General features: G+C 56.4%; 12 protein-coding genes and 1 riboswitch. Of the genes, 4 read left to right on the top strand and 8 right to left on the bottom strand.

Features of this window, described 5'->3' with window-relative positions:
• Positions 1-34: 34 nt before the first annotated feature.
• The gene (locus FJD38_RS08245) at positions 35-1,243 is read right to left on the bottom strand and encodes an acyltransferase family protein (protein WP_146384803.1); all 1,209 of its coding nucleotides are present in this window, start codon (positions 1,241-1,243) and stop codon (positions 35-37) included.
• A complete protein-coding gene (locus tag FJD38_RS08240; RefSeq protein WP_146385074.1) occupies positions 1,240-3,108 on the bottom strand; it encodes a bifunctional O-antigen ligase/aminoglycoside phosphotransferase family protein in 1,869 nt (622 codons plus the stop codon). The genes FJD38_RS08245 and FJD38_RS08240 overlap by 4 nt, the downstream gene beginning before the upstream one ends.
• A 156-nt stretch (positions 3,109-3,264) precedes the next feature.
• Here FJD38_RS08240 and msbA point away from each other — a divergent pair, with 156 nt between their 5' ends.
• Together msbA and hldE are read left to right on the top strand one after the other, a co-directional pair.
• Positions 3,265-5,073 carry a lipid A export permease/ATP-binding protein MsbA gene (msbA, locus tag FJD38_RS08235; RefSeq protein ID WP_122785116.1) on the top strand — a complete coding sequence of 603 codons (1,809 nt, stop codon included), beginning with the start codon at positions 3,265-3,267 and terminating at the stop codon, positions 5,071-5,073.
• 165 nt (positions 5,074-5,238) lie between these two features.
• Positions 5,239-6,660: a bifunctional D-glycero-beta-D-manno-heptose-7-phosphate kinase/D-glycero-beta-D-manno-heptose 1-phosphate adenylyltransferase HldE gene (gene hldE, locus FJD38_RS08230; protein ID WP_122785115.1), complete on the top strand. Its 1,422-nt coding sequence runs from the start codon at positions 5,239-5,241 to the stop codon at positions 6,658-6,660.
• Between the two features lie 105 nt (positions 6,661-6,765).
• Here the strand turns inward: hldE and FJD38_RS08225 are convergent, their stop codons facing one another.
• The 4 genes from FJD38_RS08225 to FJD38_RS08210 form a co-directional block, all read right to left on the bottom strand.
• Positions 6,766-7,788: a metal ABC transporter ATPase gene (locus FJD38_RS08225; protein ID WP_146384801.1), complete on the bottom strand. Its 1,023-nt coding sequence runs from the start codon at positions 7,786-7,788 to the stop codon at positions 6,766-6,768.
• A 41-nt stretch (positions 7,789-7,829) separates the two neighbouring features.
• Complete coding sequence (locus FJD38_RS08220) at positions 7,830-8,642, bottom strand: aldo/keto reductase (protein ID WP_146384799.1); 813 nt, start codon at positions 8,640-8,642, stop codon at positions 7,830-7,832.
• Positions 8,639-9,814, bottom strand: coding sequence for an NAD(P)/FAD-dependent oxidoreductase (locus FJD38_RS08215; protein WP_146384797.1), 1,176 nt, complete (start codon positions 9,812-9,814; stop codon positions 8,639-8,641). Before FJD38_RS08215 ends, FJD38_RS08220 begins: the two co-directional genes overlap by 4 nt.
• Positions 9,815-9,901: 87 nt before the next feature.
• Complete coding sequence (locus tag FJD38_RS08210) at positions 9,902-10,234, bottom strand: DMT family transporter (protein ID WP_095004291.1); 333 nt, start codon at positions 10,232-10,234, stop codon at positions 9,902-9,904.
• Between the two features lie 166 nt (positions 10,235-10,400).
• On the opposite strand from FJD38_RS08210, the gene waaA reads away from it, so the two are divergent.
• Positions 10,401-11,678 (top strand): lipid IV(A) 3-deoxy-D-manno-octulosonic acid transferase, encoded by a 1,278-nt coding sequence (waaA, locus tag FJD38_RS08205; protein ID WP_122785111.1) that lies wholly within the window; start codon positions 10,401-10,403, stop codon positions 11,676-11,678.
• Positions 11,679-11,697: 19 nt separating this feature from the next.
• On the opposite strand, the gene FJD38_RS08200 is transcribed toward waaA, so the two are convergent.
• Entirely contained in the window at positions 11,698-16,383 is a 4,686-nt protein-coding gene (locus FJD38_RS08200; protein ID WP_146384795.1) for a dermonecrotic toxin domain-containing protein, read from the bottom strand.
• 125 nt (positions 16,384-16,508) lie between these two features.
• The gene (locus tag FJD38_RS08195; protein ID WP_122785109.1) at positions 16,509-17,945 is read right to left on the bottom strand and encodes a TolC family outer membrane protein; all 1,437 of its coding nucleotides are present in this window, start codon (positions 17,943-17,945) and stop codon (positions 16,509-16,511) included.
• A 202-nt stretch (positions 17,946-18,147) separates the two neighbouring features.
• Positions 18,148-18,253: riboswitch (TPP riboswitch) on the top strand.
• A 154-nt stretch (positions 18,254-18,407) separates the two neighbouring features.
• Between FJD38_RS08195 and thiC the strand changes: the two genes are divergently transcribed.
• Positions 18,408-20,297: a phosphomethylpyrimidine synthase ThiC gene (gene thiC, locus FJD38_RS08190; protein ID WP_122785108.1), complete on the top strand. Its 1,890-nt coding sequence runs from the start codon at positions 18,408-18,410 to the stop codon at positions 20,295-20,297.
• The last annotated feature ends 91 nt before the right edge of the window (positions 20,298-20,388 follow it).

Raw genomic sequence — 20,388 nt, 5'->3', positions numbered from 1 at the left:
CAGGTGGGTGCAAGTGTGCCCGCGAGGGCAGCACCTACAAGACTTGCACTCTAGCCTGCATTTTTTGGCGCAACCAGTTCGCGGCCTTCTTGCCGGTCGCCATGCCGGGTTTTTCGATGTACAGGAAGGTCAGGGTGCTGATCACCATCAGCAGGCAGCTGCACAGTGCAGCCAGCAACACAAAAGTGAGCGGTTGCTTGCTATCGATCGGTAACAGCAGCGGCAAGCGCTGCATCATCAGCCAGAGCAGGAAGCCGTGCAGCAGATACGTGCTGTAGCTGATTTCTCCCATCCAGCGAATGCTACGCAGCGCCAATGCCCCAAACAACATGTTGCCCGAGGCGATGATCGAGAAGGGCAGGGTCAGCAATAGCAACGGGAAGAACGCAAAGCTTTTGCGGAACAGGGTCAACACTATCAGCAAGACCAGTAGCGCAATAACCCCTGCTTGACGGGTCTGACTCCAGGCCACCAGCGCCGGGCGCCGAACCCAATAGGCGGCCGCTACGCCACCGAGAAAGCTCATCAGGATGTGCTTTTTCAGCGAATGTTCCCAACCCACCAACTGATACAGCGCATAAATGCCAATCAGGCACAGCACCGTCTGTTGCCAGCCCTGGCGATACAAAAACACCATGGCGAACAGCGGCAACGTCATATAGAAGAACACTTCATAGCTCAGTGTCCAGGTGACATTGGCGATCATCCCGCCGGTTTGTGTGAATTGGTTGATGTCGGGCCGGTCGAAAACCAGCCAGGCTAAAACCTGACCCGCCACTTCAAGCACAGAGTCATGGAAGGTCCAGTCCTGCACATAAAAAACGCTGAAAATAACCAACAACAACAACGGCAGGTACAGCGGATAAAGGCGGAAAACACGGGATACCGCGAAACCCAGCCAGTCGAAATCGCGTCCTTTTTGGATCAGTCGGCTCCAAAACAGAAAAGCGGTGATCATAAAGAACAGCGCCACGCTGGCCAGCCCGATTTGCGCGTAAAACGGGTCTTTGGGCATATCAAACACGCCGGTGCGCACAAAGACCCAGATAATTGCCGAATGATGAATAAATACGCCGAATGCCAAATAACCGCGCAGGCCATCTACGCTGGTAAAACGGTTTTTGGAGGTGTGCTCGAGGTTGCGTCTGACTACCGGAAAAAAGCGCAGCAACAGACTCGAGGTGGCAATCGCCAAGGCATAAGCCATTACGGCCCACAGGACGCTGTTGCTGCTCAGGCTCATGAGGTGGCCACCTGCGCAGGCCGCAGGCGTGCAACTTGCAGGCGCAGACTCTCAACTTCAGCCCGCGAAGCCAGCGTAGCGTACCCCTTCAACAATTCTGGCAGTTGCTCTTCGAACAACCAGCGGCGGTCTTCAGGGTAGCGCTGCATGTGCCGCAGATTTCTTTGGCGCAGGGTAATTCTGAGCGGTGAAGGGAAGATTCGCATGTCGGCGATATCGATCAATGCGAATTCGCCATCGTCCATCAACAACACATTGCCCAGGTGCAAGGAGCGGAAGTACACCCCTTGTTTGTGGAGTTGGGCCAGAAATTTACCGAAGCGTTCCACCAGCGCCTGCCGTACTGAAGGCGATCCCATCGACTGCAAGACCTGACGCAGCGTTTGTCCGGGCAGTGGCTCGTAAAGCACTGCAGTGCTGCCCTCGGTCAGTAGGTACAGGTCGAGGATTTTCGGAGCAGGAATGCCCATGGCCTGTAGGCGCTCGCTGTTAACGGCAAAGCGCTCGGAATAGGGGTTGAAGTAACCGGAGGTGTAGAAGGGGCGCGCGCGGAATATCTTGAGGAAATGGCCATTTTCCAGGCGCAGCACTTTAGGTCCAAGGCCGTCCTCTTCTATCACCTGAGCGTGGGTCATCAGGCTGTTCAGCGCAGGCGCAGATAGCCGATTTACGGGGCGGTCGCGCAGGGTTTTGAGGCGTAGGTTGATGCTCAGGGCCGCGATCAGGGCCAGTGGAATCCAGAGTAAGTACCAGTGTTCTTTAGGTCTTGGCAGAATGCCACCGCCTTCGGTCAAGCCTGCCCCGATGCCGTACACCAGCCAGGCGGATGCCAGTATGAACAACGGTTGCACCCGATGTCGCCAGCTGCTGTATAGCGCCCACACCTGAATAAACAGCCAGGGCAGCAAACCGAAGATACCGACGTAATAGAGCACGCCCAAAGCGAAGTTATGGGGTTCACTCAGGGCTTCAGCGGCACCAGCCGGCATAAGGGACAAGTGCGCGTCAAAACCATGGCCGAGCAAGGGGTGCTGGCCAATGAGGTCAAGTGTCATGGCCCATATTTCAAAGCGAAAGGAGCTGCCACGGCTCAGAATTATGTCGCTGAAGAGGGTCATGGCCACAATGCCACCTGCGACCAAGGCGCCGATCAGTACGACCGAGCGACGGTTCCAGCACATAAAACTCAGCCAGCCCATGGCCAGAACGATTGCGACCAGCGGGGTTCTTGAACCGGTGGCGACCAGTGCCGCGAACATGGCAATAAAGCCGGGGATCGCTATCAACAGAATGGGCGCACGCTTGCAGGTCATGATCAGCGTTAGCCAGTAAACACAAAAGAAGCCGAAGGCGTGTGAACTGAGCAGCGGATTGTCGAAGGCTCCCGCGCCGACCATGCGCATATGCGAGTTATAAATAGGAACAAACAGGTAAAGGTTATAAAAGGTGGCGATCAAGGCGATGACCGCCGCGGCGAACATGACTGGCTGGACGATTTCACCCCGGTACTTGAGCAGCAGTGAGCAGCCCAGAAACAGCATGAGCAGGTGCAGGGATGGACGCAATTGGCTCCAGAAACCGGCGTCGGTGTTGCTCCAGATCAGACTGAACATGGCCCAGACGCAAAAGATCAGAAAACCCAGGATTATGGGTTCACGCAAAAAGTCTTTCAGCTCGCGCGGGCGCAAGACGAGTGCGATCAGGGTCGGAATGCTGAAAAAACCGTAATACAGTTTGTGATGCAGGCTACGGTTAGGCAGAAAATATAGGTCGGATAACAGCAACAAAAGGCCGATGGGCAGCAGCCACAGGCAAATAAAGTCAAACAGCCGATTTTTTGAATAGCTCAAGTCGCGGAATTGCATGCGGTAAAGTTCATTCCATAGTTTGACGGCCATACTAGCGTAGTGGCCTTTTAATATCGTTTTGGCTGCCCTACGGGGCGTCGTCCTAACCGGCACGCAGTACACCAGAGAAGCTGTGATAAAGTCAGCATCCTTTTTTCTTAACCGCCGCGTGATATGACCGAATCCAGCCCCAGCGAAAGCCAATCGAGCGTAAAAATATACCTGCGCCTTTTAGGTTATGTCCGGCCCTATATCGGCCTCTTCCTGCTGAGTATTGTCGGGTTTCTGATTTTCGCTTCGACGCAGCCAATGCTTGGCTACATCCTCAAGTATTTCGTCGACGGCCTGTCCAACCCCGATGCGGTGTTGTTCCCGACTATTCCCTACCTGCGTGATCTGCGCCTGTTACAGGCTGTGCCGATATTGATCGTCCTGATCGCAGCATGGCAAGGTTTTGGTTCGTTTCTGGGTAACTACTTCCTGGCCAAGGTGTCGTTGGGGTTGGTGCATGATCTGCGGGTTCAATTGTTCAATAACCTGCTGACATTGCCCAATCGATATTTCGACAAGCACAACTCGGGTCATCTGATTTCGCGTATCACCTTCAACGTAACCATGGTCACCGGTGCTGCAACCGATGCTATCAAAGTGGTTATCCGTGAAGGCATGACGGTGATCTTCCTGTTCGCGTCCTTGCTATGGATGAACTGGCGTCTCACGCTGGTGATGATCGCCATCTTGCCGCTGATTGCGGTCATGGTGAGCACGGCCAGCAAGAAATTTCGCAAGCAGAGCAAGAAAATTCAGGTCGCGATGGGCGATGTGACTCACGTGGCTTCTGAAACCATCCAGGGCTATCGCGTAGTGCGCAGCTTTGGTGGCGAGACTTACGAAGAGAAGCGCTTCCTTCAGGCCAGCCTCAGCAACACCGAAAAGCAACTGCGCATGACGCGGACCGGAGCGATTTACACGCCCATGCTGCAATTGGTGATTTACATCGCCATGGGCATCCTGATGTTTCTGGTGCTGTACCTGCGCGGTGACGCCTCGGCTGGCGACATGATTGCCTACATCACCTTGGCCGGCTTACTGCCCAAGCCGATCCGCCAGTTGTCGGAGGTCAGCTCGACCATCCAGAAAGGGGTGGCAGGCGCAGAAAGCATTTTCGAACAATTAGACGAAGAACCTGAAGTCGACAAGGGCACCATCGAGCGTGACCAGGTGACTGGTCGTCTTGATGTGCGCAACCTGAGCTTCACCTACCCGGACACCGACCGTCAGGTACTCAAGGATGTAACGTTCTCGGTTGAGCCTGGGCAAATGGTGGCGTTGGTGGGTCGCTCTGGTAGTGGCAAATCGACACTGGCCAACCTGATCCCACGCTTTTATCACCACACTTCGGGTGAAATCCTGCTCGACGGCGTGGAAATCGAAGAGTATCGCTTGCTTAACCTGCGTCGCCATATTGCTCAGGTAACCCAGAACGTAACCCTGTTCAGCGACACGGTGGCCAACAACATCGCTTATGGTGACTTGGCTGGAGCGCCGCGCGAAGCGATCGAAAAAGCTGCGCGCGATGCCTATGCGATGGACTTTATCGAGCAACTGCCCCACGGCCTGGATACTCAGGTAGGTGAGAACGGCGTGCTGCTTTCCGGTGGTCAGCGCCAGCGTTTGGCGATTGCGCGAGCATTGCTTAAAAACGCCCCGTTGCTGATTCTCGACGAAGCCACCTCGGCTCTCGATACCGAGTCCGAGCGTCATATTCAGGCGGCCCTCGACCATGTCATGAAAGGTCGAACTACACTGGTGATTGCTCACCGCCTGACGACCATCGAAAAAGCCGATCTGATTCTGGTCATGGATCAGGGGCAGATCGTCGAGCGCGGCACCCATGCTGAATTGATGGAGCTGAGCGGATATTACGCACGGTTGCATTCGATGGGTCTTGATGCCCCGCAAACCTCGGGTGATATGACCTAGGATGTAAACCAGACCTGCGGGGGCCGACTCCCGCAGGTTTGATTAAGATTCGTCGGGCTGCCAGGCCCACCTCTGATTCTCATTCGCTGCGATTAACAGGTGAACTGACCTGTGTTCACCCTGTGTTAATATCGCGCCCCTGTTCATTTTGTATGTGGGTTCTCCATGAAGTTGTCCATGCCGCGATTCGATCAAGCCCCTGTCTTGGTGGTAGGCGATGTCATGCTCGACCGTTATTGGCATGGCGGGACCTCACGGATTTCCCCTGAGGCGCCGGTGCCGGTCGTCAAGGTCGAGCAAATCGAAGACCGCCCGGGCGGTGCTGCCAACGTTGCTTTGAACATCGCTGCCCTGGGTGCACCGGCTTCTCTGGTGGGTGTGACCGGCGACGATGAGGCGGCCAATAGCTTGGCCAATAGCCTTGAAGGCGCGGGGGTGCGTGCACTGTTTCAGCGCATTGCGCATCAGCCGACCATCGTTAAGCTGCGGGTCATGAGCCGTCACCAGCAACTGCTGCGTATCGACTTCGAAGAACCGTTCGCCACCGACGCGCTGGCGTTGGGGGCTGAAGTTGAAAACTTGCTTGAAGGCATCAAGGTACTGGTGCTTTCCGACTACGGCAAAGGCGCGTTAAAGAACCATCAGGTCCTTATCCAGGCCGCACGTGCCCGTGGCATTCCCGTGCTGGCAGACCCGAAAGGCAAAGATTTCTCGATTTATCGAGGGGCGAGCCTGATCACGCCTAACCTCAGCGAGTTCGAAGCCATCGTCGGTGGTTGCGTGGATGAAGGCGACTTGGTAGCCAAGGGCGCCAAGCTGATGGCAGAACTGGATCTGGGTGCTTTGCTGGTGACTCGCGGTGAATCAGGCATGACCTTGTTGCGCCCGGGTTTTCCGGCCATGCACTTGCCAGCTCGTGCCCGGGAAGTGTTTGACGTGACCGGTGCCGGTGACACGGTGATCTCAACCTTGGCAGCGGCCATTGCTGCCGGTGAAGAGCTGCCTCACGCGGTTGCGTTGGCCAATCTGGCGGCTGGCATTGTGGTGGGCAAGCTCGGTACGGCGGCCATCAGTGCTCCTGAGCTGCGTCGTGCGATTCAACGTTCAGAAGGTTCGGAGCGAGGCGTAGTGACCCTCGATCAATTGCTGTTGGCGATTGACGATGCTCGTGCTCACAACGAAAAGATCGTTTTCACCAACGGTTGCTTCGACATCTTGCACGCCGGGCATGTGACGTACTTGGAACAGGCGCGGGCCCAAGGCGATCGTTTGATCGTTGCGGTTAACGACGATGCGTCGGTAAGCCGTCTGAAAGGGCCGGGGCGTCCGATCAACAGTGTTGACCGTCGCATGGCGGTGCTGGCCGGTTTGGGGGCAGTGGATTGGGTGATCAGCTTTCCTGAAGGCACACCGGAAAACTTGCTGGCTCAGGTCAAGCCTGATGTCTTGGTCAAGGGCGGCGACTACGGCATTGACCAAGTGGTCGGTGCGGACATCGTGACGGCTTATGGCGGCACCGTGAAAGTGCTGGGGCTGGTTGAGAACAGCTCGACCACTGCTATTGTCGAGAAAATACGCGGTCAGTGAGGCTTGCCCTCACCCCAACCCTCTCCCAGAGGGAGAGGGGGCTGATTAGCGGTGATCTTGAATCTGCGTGCGGTCAGTCCCTCTCTCGTTGGTAGAGGGGGCTGATCAGTGTTGATCTTGAATGCTCGTACGGTCAGTCCCCTCTCCCTCAGGGAGAGGGTTAGGGTGAGGGGCTTTGTGCTTCACCACCTTCCTGAATATCTGTCGGGCCTTGCCCGTCAGGCGCTTGAGTCCTGATTCTTTCTCAGGCGCACTCAAGCCCTGCTGCTTGAGCCAGTCTTTCCAGCGAATACGTTCATCGCTGACCACCCAGCCCACCTGCGGCGCAAAACTTTCAGCCAAATGTATCCCGCGCGTACTGACCGAGTGCAGCCTGTCCTTGTGCAGGGTGTAAAGCTCGGCGCAGGGCAATCCATCAGTCAACGGCATCAAGTAAAGATCTGGACGCTTGCGGTTGAGCCGCGCCACCAGTTGGTCGCCTTCCAGACGTTCATCGACATGCAGCAGGCTGAGCGATTTAGCCTCTTTGGGGACCTCCAGCCGCAAGTCGTAAATCAGTTGCAGCGAAGCTGTCGGCAAATGCACATACGCCCGTGGGCGCTCCAGCAACGTTTGGCTGCCACAACGAACCGCAAGCGCAGCGCCGGACAACGGTGTGAGTAGAAAGGGCAGGGCCTCGCGATAATGTAGCGCGCTGGCATAAGGTGCAGGCAGCCAGGTTTCCTTGAAGCGACCGCTGAGCCAGCCTTCAGGGGTTTCGAGCAAGCACTCTTCAGCGACTTCCTGGATGGCGGTATGCAGCGGCAAGTTGATCTCGTGGGCCGGCACATAGCCAGAGATCAACTTGAGCACCACGTCGCCCCGGTCTTGACGGCGTTGGCGAACCAGCACCCAATAATCACGGCCCTGCCAGTTCAGCGTCAGGCGTACCGATACCCCGAGATTGGCCAACTCCACACCAAAGCGCTGGGTGTCTGTCACGTTGACTTGACGGCGTTTATGCAAGGTCTGGGCAAAGTTGAGTGGCATGCCAATGCTTTGATAGCTCAAGCCTTCCGGCGTGGCCTCGACAAACAGGGACAGGGTTTTAAAGTCGTTGGGGTTCTTGCGGATGAGCGAACGCGGCATGTCGGCTCCTTCTTGCGTCGGGGTCGGCCGCGTCGGCGGCATCAAGGTTTACGCAGAATCTGCGCCACGGTGACCACGTTATGGGCCAGGTGCAACGGGTTGATGGTGCCGACAATAGCACTGGCAACACCCTGATGGCCAAATACCAGTTCAAAACTGGCGCGCACCGGATCAACCCCCGGACTTAGACAAACATGCCCGCTGGCCAGCGCTTTTTTGACAAGAATGGCTTTGCCATGGGCCGCGGCATAATCAATGACCGGCTTCTCGGCCTGCTCATTCAGGTTGTAGGTGACCATCGCACAGTCGCCCACTTCAAGCGCTTTGAGGCCACCTTCAACGGTTTTCCCCGAGAGGCCGAACCCGCGGATTTTGCCTTCGCGTTTAAGGGTCGCGAGGGTTTCATACGCATCCTGTTGTTCAAGAATGGCCATATCATTGCCATCAGAATGCACGAGCACCATATCGATGAAGTCTGTTTCAAGACGTTTCAGGCTGCGCTCAACCGACAGCCGGGTATGGGCGGCACTGAAGTCATGACTGGACTCACCGTGGGTAAACTCTTCACCCACTTTACTGACAATGACCCAGTCCTTGCGTTGGCCGCGCAACAGAGGACCAAGGCGCTCTTCACTGCGGCCATAGGCCGGCGCAGTGTCGATCAGGTTGATGCCCAGATCGCGGCTGAGATTGAGCAGCCTGCGTGCTTCGTCGTCATCCGGGATCTGAAAGCCGCTGGGGTATTTCACGCCCTGATCGCGGCCCAGTTTGACGGTTCCCAGCCCTAGCGGTGAAACCACAAGGCCGGTGCTACCCAGTGGGCGATGGAAGTCGTGCAGAGTGGGCTGACTCATGGCAACAATTGCTCCCAGGCCGTTTTCGCCAGAGGCGGGCGAGGCAATGGTGGCAAGGCAGGGGGATTGCCTGGCTGTATGCCATCTTGTTCAAGCGCCATCAGCACGCGATCCGAGAAGTCCGGCGCCAGTGCCAGTTTGGTCGGCCAGCCCACCAGTAAACGACCTTGGTCGGCGACAAAGGCGTTATCCGGACGTACCAGCCCCGATTGCGCCGGCTCGGCACGGTTGACCCGCAGCGTGGCCCATTGGGCTTGGCTCAGATCGATCCATGGCAGTAAATTGCCCAGTTCTTTGCGTGCCACCGCTATTTGCTCGGCCGGTTCGCGAGCGACGCCCTCGGCTTCGGCAATGTCCCCACCCAGATACCATACCCACTCGCCATTGGCAGCGGGGTGGGTGGTCACCGTGATACGTGGCTTGGGGCCGCCACCCAGACAGTGGGCGTAGAGCGGTTTAAGCGTTGGGCCTTTGACCATCACCATATGCAGAGGGCGCAGCTGTTGCGCTGGCACGCTGATACCGGCACTGGCCAGCAGCTCGGCATTGCCAGCGCCCGCGCTGAACACGATGCGCTGAGCGTGAATTTCGCGGCCATCAATGCGCAGGCCGATCATTTCACCGTCTTCAATCAGTGGCTCGATGGATTGCGCTGCCAATAAACCGTCTTGCGCGAGTTCGGCAAGACGCTCTATCAGGCTTGGCACATCGACCACCAGCTCGGCCAGTCGATAGACCTTACCCTTGAAACGGGGGGCTTGCAGCGCCGGGGGCAGTTCATCGCCTTTCACCTGATCAACCCGGCCGCGCACAGCCTTGCTGGCGAAGAAGCTGGTCAGATTGCCCGCTAGCGTGCCGGGCGACCATAGGTAATGGGCTTGGGAAAGGATGCGCACACCGCGCAGATCCAGTTCGCCTTCACCGGCCAGGGCTTCGCGCCAGCGGCGCGGCATATCGGCAATGGCTTCGGACGCGCCGGTTAGCGCGCCATGTAACGCGTATTTGGCACCGCCATGAATGATGCCCTGGGACTTCACACTCTGCCCGCCGCCCAGACTTTCGCGCTCGACCACAATTGTGGAGAAGCCTTGACCACGCAGGCGGGCATTGAGCCAGAGGCCGGCAACACCAGCGCCGACAATCAGCACGTCGGTGGAAATAACGGATGGCATGGGCGACCTCAGTGTTAAAAGACAAGGTCGGGAGTATACAACGTGATCCAGAGTCTGACGTTCTGTCGGCGCCGCTGAGGGGCAGGCTTAGTGCCCCGCTGTTTTAGAGAACAACTGGATCACCACCACACCCAGCACGATCAAACCCATACCGAGCATGGCCGGAACATCGAGTTTCTGGCCGTAGATAAACAGTGCGGCGACGCTCACCATTACAATCCCCATGCCTGCCCAGACGGCATATGCCACACCGACCGGGATCGTGCGCACCACCAGCGTCAGCATCCAGAACGCGGTGGCGTAACCGGCAATCACCAGCACCAGTGGCAGTGGCGTGCTGAACCCCTTGATCGCTTTCATCGAAACGGTGGCAATCACTTCGGCGCAAATGGCGATAGCCAGATAGTAGTAAGCGTTCATGGAGAAGTCCTGAATGGGGGCGGGGCAATTTACCAGCAAGGCAGTCTAGTGTTTGTAAAAGTCTGTACGGGTTTTAATTGCGACCTGTTCAGGGGCCGTTCCGACAATACGACTGCCCATCAAGCGCCATCATCGTAACGCCCGTTTTCAAGTAAACTCTGCGCCCATGAATAGAACCCTCTACACCTTGCTGTTTCATCTGGGGCTGCCATTGGTGGCGATTCGGTTGTGGCTACGGGCGCGCAAGGCGCCAGCGTATGCCAAACGTATCGGTGAACGCTTCGCCCTCAATCTGCCGGTTATGCAGCCGGGCGGAATTTGGGTTCATGCGGTATCCGTGGGCGAAAGCATCGCCGCCGCGCCCATGATTCGTGCGCTGCTCAAGCGTTACCCGCAGTTGCCCATTACAGTGACCTGCATGACGCCCACTGGATCAGAACGCATTCGGGCCCTGTTTGCCGATGAGCCGCGAATCCAGCATTGCTACCTGCCGTATGACTTGCCTTGGGCGGCGGCGCGCTTTTTGGATCGCGTGCAGCCGATACTGGCCGTCATCATGGAAACCGAGTTGTGGCCCAATCATATTCACCAATGCGCAAAACGAGGCATTCCGGTGGCGCTGGCCAATGCGCGGCTGTCGGCCCGTTCGGCTAAAGGCTACGCACGGTTTGCCAAACTGACTCGCCCGATGCTTGAGGAAATGAGCCTCATCGCCGTGCAGACAGAAGCTGAAGCGCAACGATTCCGTGAGCTCGGCGCGCGTCTTGAGTGCGTTGAGGTGACAGGGTCCATCAAGTTCGATTTGAGTATTGATCCGCAGTTGGTGGTCAAGGCCCGGGCATTGCGCGAACACTGGCAGGCACAAGCCCGTCCTGTCTGGATCGCCGCCAGTACCCACGAAGGTGAAGACTCAATCGTGCTCGCGGCTCATCGGCAGTTACGGGTCAGTTACCCTGATGCGCTATTGATTCTGGTGCCGCGTCATCCCGAGCGGTTTAACGCGGTGTTTGAGCTGTGCCAGCGGGAAGGTTTTGCCACGGTGCGCCGCTCCAGTGGCGACGCAGTGACCCCTCTAACGCAGGTTATGCTGGGCGACACCATGGGCGAGTTGCTGTTTCTCTATGCATTGGCAGACAGCGCCTTTGTCGGCGGCAGTCTGGTGCCCAACGGCGGGCACAACCTGCTGGAGCCCGCCGCCTTGGGCTTGCCTGTGTTGAGCGGACCGCATCTGTTCAATTTCCTCGACATCGCTGCGTTGTTACGCGATGCCGGTGCGTTGCTGGAAGTGGAAGATGCCCAAGGCTTGGCCTTGGCGGTGCAGCGCTTGTTTGAGCTGCCGCAAGACGCCCACCGAATGGCCGAGGCGGGCCTGAAGGTAATGCAGGCCAACCAAGGCGCACTTCAACGTTTACTGAATGCTTTGGGGCGCTTATTGCCACCTTGAGTCATCGAGTTAAACAGGGCTATTCATCACCCGCCAAAGGCAGAAACCAGCGTTCAGCCAGCTCCTTGCCGATCCGGCCATAGTGCACATCGACAACCGCTTGCTCGCTACGCGCGTCCGCCAATTGCGAGTAATAGCTCAATTTGCGCTGTTCCTTTGTTTTAAGGTGAGCGACTTCAAATTCGAGCTTTGGTGTTCGGGCTTCGGCGTAGTGAAAATGGGCATACCACAGCGTAAAACCTCCCCTGTCATTGACGGCGTATTCCTGGATAAAGTCTTGGCGTGGTCCTTGTAACTTGATGCGCTTCCCAAGACCTGCAATTTGTACAAGGTTCTCGCCAAGCAGATATTGAAGGTTGCTGTGGGTGGGCGGGAGTTCCCTGCTTAATTGAGTACGAAAAGCCTTGCCCTCGCTGAAAAAGTTACGGGCTGCTGTGCGCATGTTGTCCACCAGTGACACATCATCGGCTCGGCGGGATTCGGCAGGGATACTCTGCATGGCGACGTCCATTTCGGTTGCCAGTTTGTCGAGTTTTTTGCCTTCATTAGTGAACAGCTCTTCAATTTCTACCGGATACCGGCAGAGCTTTTGAAACTCTCGGGCTTTGAACAGATTTTCGTCATACAAGCGATAGAGTTTGCGGGCTTCACCCTTGATGAGGCTGAGTGCGCGTGAGGGGGCCGTGACAGGGCGCACCGCTTCTTTGATTTCTCGCCATTCGTCGCCATGCTGGGAGTAAGTCGACAGCAATTTATTTTCGAAACCATCGCGTATTTCTATGACCTCGATGGGCCAGTCCTTACCCGCGGGTTTGATTTCGCCAATCAATTTGCCTCTACCCTTTACGCTGATGACTTTCTTCTTGGGCGTACCCCCTGAGGAGGGACGGCTACGAGGCTTTTTTCGCGCTTTCGGTTCAGGTTTGATTTCGGCTGCCAGTAACGTTCTGGCGTCCTGGTAAAGCTCTGTCAGCAATTGCACCAGTTTATTGAAGTATTCTGGCTCCAGGTCCTCGGCGTTCACGATGCGGATGCCATGCAAAGCATCCAGCGCCTGACCGTAGTTTTCCACGAGGCTGTCCAGGACTTCGAGGCGTTTGTGGCTATCTAACGTCTGCACGTTGAGTTCATTGTGGGTTTGCACGTGTTCCTGAAGGGGATCGATCGTATGGTCCAAGCTTTCTTCAACAGCGATTTCTACCCGTATTTTGGTGCTGGCCAATTTAAGGCAACTCAGTTGAACAGCTTTCAGGCTCAACGGCGTAAGACCTTCTCTGGAAATTTCTTCGAGCAGGGGCGTGGCAGAGGTCACGCCGGATGGGCCCTGGTTAAACAACTCGTCCAGCAATGAGTTTCTTTTTTCAACACGCTCAATCGCGCGCCCGTTGAGGCTTATCAACTCGTGAAGGAACTGGTTGAAGCCTTGTGGGTCGTCCTCTCCCGCCCAGTCAAGCTCGGGACCGGGAGTGCTGAACTGTGGCCATTTGTCTGTCAGTGCTTTTCGCTCAAGTGATGACAGGTACAAGGCCACGACTCTGTTATTGAAGGCTTTCTCAAGCAGCGTGTTTAAGGAGGAGGTCGTAAAAGGAACATGTAGCCGGATGCGCTCCTCTGTGGTGTTGAGCATTTTTAAGTAAGCATTCAGTTGTTCCTGCAACGCTGTGTTGAGCCTTTCTCGCAGGGATGCAATCTGCGCCCGTGGGAAACGTAGGTCCGCTGAGGCAGATTGAAGCGCTTCGGAGGTGACTTTAACCTTTCTGAACAGCGATTCTTCTGCTGCATAAAAATCGTTCAGCTCACCCCTCAGTTCAAGGATTCGTGCTTCATTTTCTCGCTGGCGGGAGGCGATCCGCCGGGGCGGCATACCACCTTGCAGGCGCAGTCGCAGATCCAACGACCATTTGCCTCGACCGTCTGGTTTTACACCGGGGCCGTACAGACTGGTGTCCGAAGCGCTGACGATCACGGCTGCGCCACTAGGGTCCACGTCCACGGGGAAAAGGTCTTCCCCAATCAGTACGTGCCACTTGTCATCAAAGCGATAAAGCCCTTTGTGCAGACCATTGGGTTGTGCGGGCGGTAGAGGCTGCGGGGGAGTCGCTTTAAAACCCGCCAGACGTTCCCGTTGGCTGGGTGTCAGCTGGTTGCGGGCACTGGCGAAGCTGAAGTCGACCGGGGTACTTTCGGTGTTGGGGAATACCCCCGGCAGCGCCACCAGCCCCGCATCGATCAGGGGTGGAGGGGAAGCGGGCCAGTTCTCCTTGAAATGTGGGGGGGCAAAGGGCCGCATGATGCTGGACTTCAGGCCTGGCGGCAATTTTGTGAGGCGTGGCAGAGCATCCAGAATCGGGTGAAACAGCAGCAGGCTCAGGTTGATCAGAACATCTGCTGCCGCATTTTCGCGCACGGCCTTATCGGGACTGGCCAGTGCTGGAATGTTCCTGACGGCCAGTTCTGCCAAACTTTTGAGGCCGGCTGTAAGCATGAGGGGGCGGGGCAGTTCCGGGAGCAACAGCAAGCTGTTAAAAATCAGACTGGCACCTTCAAGGAGTACTGCCCAGCGACTTTCACTGTTGGAAACGGACTCTGCATTGGCTTGTTCCACCAGTCCTCTGGCATTGCTGCCATACAGAAACAGCATCAGTTGGCCGTTCGCCAGATATTGCATCAATTCATTGCTGGTGCCATTAGTCGCCAGCTGCGCAGGGGCTGGCGTATCAATCGGTGCGAACTCATCGCCGAGCGTGAAATGCACGATATGCGGTTCTTTGAAGCCGCCATAATCATAAACGGGACGTGCACGGTCGCTTAACCAGGTCAATACGCTCTTTTGCAACTCACCCGGTTGCGCAATAGCGTCCAGCAGTGCGGCGCGGGTGGGGTATTCCAGTAATGACTGGGCGTAAAAGGGGCGGTAAAGCAGGTGCGGTCCTTGCTCTACGTCCTGGGGCTCAATGATGAACATGTTAGCCACGACATCAGGCAACGCCTCGTGTTTACGCACCAGCGCCAAGTGGCGAATGACGATGATGTTTTCGTCGACGACCCTGTCACTGGTTCCCGGTTGTACCAATGCTGCGACATACCGCGCGCCCTGAGCGGTCACACCGTTTTCTTTTTTAAGGCTGTGTTCCAGTGCTTCCAGGGGCAGTTGCGCGCTCAGGTGTTCGGCGAATATCTTTTCACGCGTGCTTAGCGCCGAACTGCTGAGCAGTAGATCCTCCAGCCTCTCGGGATACGCTTTGCCAATATTCACCTGTTCAATCAGCCCATTTCGGCGCGTGATGTAGTCGGTTGTGAGCCAGTCAGGTAGCGTTAATCCATAGCGATGACGCAGTCTCACGCTGCCTTTGGGGCGTCCCTTCAGATTGTTCAACGCCAATTCGGTCAGGCTCATGGCCGTTGACTCTATGATGCCCACTGCATCTGGCAAACCTGTTGCTGTGGTAAACGTCAGCTCAAGCGCCTCGGGGTCCAGTACGGCATCCGATACATGCTTGTCGGTGTTCAGTTCGAGTCGTAACTGGTCGGCTCGCATTTGCTCGCGAAGTACATCGACGGCATAGGTGTGCAGATCGGTAATGCCGTAGAGATAAGTCTGCCCTTTGTTGATTTTTTTGGTTGCGGACAGTGACAAACTGTATTGGCGATAGAGCGCTTGATCCCCAAGGGAGGCATTGGCCAGCCAGTCGGGCAGTTGAGTTTTGAGTGTTTCAAGTGTATCGAGATTGGCTTGTGGTGAATCTTCGAACAGTGCTGCGGTGTCGATGATATCCCTATACACATTGTCCAGCGCTTGCCATCCAATGCTGGCGGGCAGATTCAACAAGCCGATGCGTTCCAGTTGTTGATTGAGGATGGCGGCGGCGCTGGCCTCAAATACATTGCCTTCAAGCTCAAAGCGTGTGAGCCGGATTTCTTCTGCGGCATAACGGCGCTTGACGCCTGCACTCCAGCTCTGGCTAAGGGCGTCAATGTCTTTATAGGTGCGGGTTCTGCCGTTGGGCTGGAACACAAAAACCCGATCCCGGGTAGCCAATGCAATGCGCGCACTTAACCCTGAACTCATGACGCCAGCGCTAATCAATGAAACCTTAATCCAGTAAGCCCTAACCGCATTGTCCTGATACAGGCGTATTCGATCCTCGCGCACCGGCGCGTTGATCACTTGGCTAATGGCTTGAAGTATCTCTTTATTCAGGTCGGGTTGTTGAAGTGCACGAATGGTTTGGATGTCTTTAATAACATCACTTAGCCAGCTCCAGCGATTACCGCCAGCTCCGCAATCTTGCCCCCAGAACTCGTTCAGCGCGTCTTGCAGGCCAATGGGTAAACGCCAGGCGAGTTCTTTGACTAGCTTTTCAATGACCTTCATATCCAGTTCACCCTCTTGCAGAGTGAGCCATGCGTAGTGTTGATCGCTTAAATAGTAGGATTCGCCGTAAATCGGGCTGAAATCAAGGTCTGTTCCGCTGCCCAGGAACTGCTTGACCCTTGCCATGAACGGTTCAAGTGTCCATCCACCCATCGGTTGAGGGGTGGCAAGTCGGGTGTGATCGAGGTCAATCACAAGTGACGGGTATTGCTGGGCTATGGCATCGGCGAGCAGTTGTTGAGTGACGGATTCGAGTGTCGGCGAACCGCTGAATTGCGCACGCACGGCATTTTCCGGGGGCACAACTTGCTGTGAGGTTGAGGTAGGCATGAGTGTTCCTGTACTGAGTTCCAAGAGGTCAAACGACCGTGATGTCGTATTAACCTCTGGTGCTCTCAAGGAACGGTGGTAGCGGGTTATGGTGACTCTGCGCTTGCTGCGAAGAAATCAGCGCTTCAGTTGCCCGGCGAGCGAAAGTTGGCTTCAGCCGCTTTGGCAAGGTCGGGTGGCAGGAAGTCTTTGTCCGGGTTGTAGTCCGCTTTCAAATACTGAGCCAAGGCTTGCAGATCGCCGGGGTTCAACGTGCCAGCTGCCTGTTTGAGTCGCAGGTTGTCGAGGATGTAGTCATAGCGGCTGTTGTTATAGTCGCGCACCGAGTTGTACAACTGGCGCTGGGCGTCGAGGACGTCAACGATGTTGCGTGTACCGACCTGATAGCCAATTTCGGTGGCTTCCAGTGCGCTCTGGTTGGAGATGATCGACTGTTTGCGTGCCGAGACCTGCTCAACGTCGGTGTTGACCGCGCGGAAATAATTACGCGTGTTTTCGACCACTTGGCGGCGCAATTGCTCGCGCTGTTGCTCGGTCTGATCCAGACGGGAATAAGACTCACGCACTTGTGAGCTGGTCAGCCCGCCGCTGTAGATCGGGATATTCAGTTGCACGCCAATGCTGCGTTGCGATACGTCACCCCCATAACGCTGGTTGAGGGCATTGGGGTTGCTCAGACCAAAGGCATCGTTATCGCCGGTTTTATACTGCACCACGGCATCAAGCGTCGGCGCGTGGCCGGCCTTGCGCTGCTTGAGGGTTTCTTCTGCTGCATCCACCGCATAGTTGCTGGCAAGCAGTTGAAGGTTCTGCTGCCCGGCGGTGTCGACCCACAATTTGGCGTTGTTGGGTGATGGCGGCAGAATCGGCAAGGTGTGGCGCATGCCTTCAATCGAGTTGTATTGGCGGTTGGTGAGCGTCACCAGTGCTTCAAAGGCATCTTCCACCTGACGCTGAGCCAGCATCCGGTTGGCGCGTGCGGTGTCGTAACTGGCCTGGGATTGCAGCACGTCGGTCTTGTCCGACAGGCCCACGTCAAAGCGTTCTCGAGACTGGTCCAGCTGGCGCTTGAAGGCTTCTTCTTCAGCCTTGGTGGCGGCGAGCGTGTCCTGGGCGCGCAATACCGAGTAATAGGCATTGGCCGATTGCAGAATCAAATTCTGTTCGGTCGCCGACAGTTGCAAAGCAGCCTGCTCATTAATCGATTCGGCGGCTTTCAACTGGAACCAGCGATCAATCCGGAACAGCGGCTGTGCCAACGTTGCCTGATACACCATCGCACTGCGGTTGGTGGTCAGCGAGGGCTGGTCAATGGCGGTGCGCACATTGCTGGACTCGGCGCCACCGGACAAGTTAGGCAGCAAACCGGCGCGGGCCTGTGGCACCACTTCCTTTTGTGCCGCGTAATCGGCGCGGGCAGCGGCCAGATCAGCGTTGTTGTCGACCGCTTCGTGGTAAACGCTGACCAGGCCGTTTTGGCTGGACAACGGGGCAATGGTGTCCAGAGCCATTGCGCTGGTCGCCCAAGACACGGCGATTGCCAGTGATAGTTTGCGCAGCATGAGCGATCCCTAGTTCAAGAGTGCGAAAAATGATGGCCCGAGTCCGACTCGCGGTTTCAAGACGTAGCGAGTGTAGTAGTTTTGTAGATAGAGGGCAGCTGCAAGTTGCGAGTTGCAAGCTACAAGTTGGATCAACTTCTAAAGCTTGCCGCTTGTAGCTGGCAACGTGTAGCAAAATACTTACCACTCCCCTAGACTGGCCACGTTCTTGTCGGGGTGCCTTGCTATGAGGCTGAGATCGAATAATTTCGGATCCCGTTGAACCTGATCAGGTTAACGCCTGCGTAGGGAACAAGATTTCTCGTCTCCCGGCGAGTCCTCTTGAGTGCTGTCCGGGATCAGTTGATCAAAAAATGATCAGTTGTTCGAGGCCGTCACTCAGCACCCAGCCATGGGGTGCATCCGTGCTTTTTTCAGGTTCTTCCTCCGACAATCCGCCTGGATGCAGTCTGGAGAGCCGTGATGAGTACAAAACTAAAAAACGCAATCAACCTCAGTGATTCGGCCAAGGTCGATGAACAGTCGGTCAAGCCGTTTACCCGCTCGCAAAAAGTCTACGTACAAGGTTCGCGCCCTGACATTCTGGTGCCGATGCGTGAAGTCAGCCTGGATGTCACGCCCACCGATTTTGGGGGCGAAGTGAATGCCCCGGTATTGATCTACGACACCTCCGGCCCGTATACCGACCCGTCTGTGCAGATTGATGTGCGCAAAGGGCTGGGCGATGTGCGTTCAGCGTGGATTGATGACCGCAACGACACCGAGCGTTTGCCGGGCCTGAGTTCGAATTTTGGCCAAATGCGTCTTGAAGACGCTGAATTGACCAAACTGCGTTTCGCCCACGTGAAGAACCCACGTCGGGCCAAGGCGGGCGCCAACGTCAGTCAGATGCACTACGCGCGTCAGGGCATCATCACGGCGGAAATGGAATACGTCGCTATCCGCGAAAACATGAAATTGCAGGAAGCCCGCGCAGCTGGTCTGCTCGACCAGCAGCACGCAGGCCACAGCTTCGGCGCCAATATCCCTAAAGAAATCACCGCCGAATTCGTGCGCGATGAAATCGCCCGTGGTCGTGCAATTATTCCGGCCAACATCAACCACGTTGAGCTGGAACCGATGATCATCGGCCGTAACTTTCTGGTGAAGATCAACGGCAATATCGGCAACAGTGCACTGGGTTCTTCCATCGAAGAGGAAGTGGCCAAACTGACCTGGGGCATTCGCTGGGGCTCGGACACGGTCATGGACTTGTCCACCGGCAAGCATATTCACGAAACCCGCGAATGGATCATCCGCAACTCTCCCGTACCGATCGGTACCGTGCCGATTTATCAGGCACTGGAAAAGGTTAACGGCGTGGCCGAAGACCTGACGTGGGAATTGTTCCGCGACACCCTGATCGAACAGGCCGAGCAGGGCGTTGACTACTTCACCATTCATGCCGGCGTCTTGCTGCGCTATGTGCCGCTGACCGCCAAGCGTGTGACCGGCATTGTCTCCCGTGGTGGCTCGATCATGGCCAAGTGGTGCCTGGCGCACCACAAAGAGAACTTCCTCTACACCCATTTCGATGACATCTGCGAAATCATGAAGGCCTACGATGTCAGTTTCTCGCTGGGTGACGGCTTGCGGCCCGGCTCGATCGCCGACGCCAATGACGCGGCGCAGTTCGGTGAACTGGAAACCCTCGGTGAACTGACCAAAATCGCCTGGAAGCACGACGTGCAATGCATGATCGAAGGCCCGGGCCATGTGCCAATGCAGTTGATCAAAGAGAACATGGACAAGCAGCTTGAGTGCTGCGACGAGGCGCCGTTCTACACCCTCGGCCCGCTGACCACCGACATTGCGCCGGGATACGACCACATCACTTCGGGCATTGGCGCGGCGATGATCGGTTGGTTTGGTTGCGCCATGCTCTGCTACGTGACGCCTAAAGAGCACTTGGGCTTGCCGAACAAAGATGACGTCAAGACCGGGATTATCACCTACAAGATTGCGGCCCACGCCGCCGACTTGGCCAAAGGCCATCCCGGTGCGCAAATCCGTGACAACGCCCTGAGCAAGGCGCGTTTCGAGTTTCGTTGGGAAGACCAGTTCAATCTGGGCCTTGATCCGGACACCGCGCGTTCGTACCACGACGAAACCTTGCCTAAAGACTCGGCCAAGGTCGCGCATTTCTGTTCCATGTGCGGTCCGAAATTCTGCTCGATGAAAATCACACAGGAAGTGCGTATTTACGCGGCCAACCAGCGTATCGAGGCCATCGACGTCGACGTGGCCAAAGGTTTGGCCGAGCAAGCAGAGCGCTTCAAGCAAGAAGGCAGCCAGCTCTACAAAAAAGTGTGATCTAAACCGCAAACTCCGTAGCAGCTGCCGAAGGCTGCGTTCGGCGGCTTAGCCGTCGTAAATTCAGAGATCGCGGAACATCTGTTAGACC

Origin of the sequence: Pseudomonas saxonica, assembly GCF_007858365.1 — a bacterium.
Classification (GTDB): Bacteria; Pseudomonadota; Gammaproteobacteria; order Pseudomonadales; family Pseudomonadaceae; genus Aquipseudomonas; species Aquipseudomonas saxonica.
This window is presented reverse-complemented; position numbering and strand designations above follow the sequence as displayed.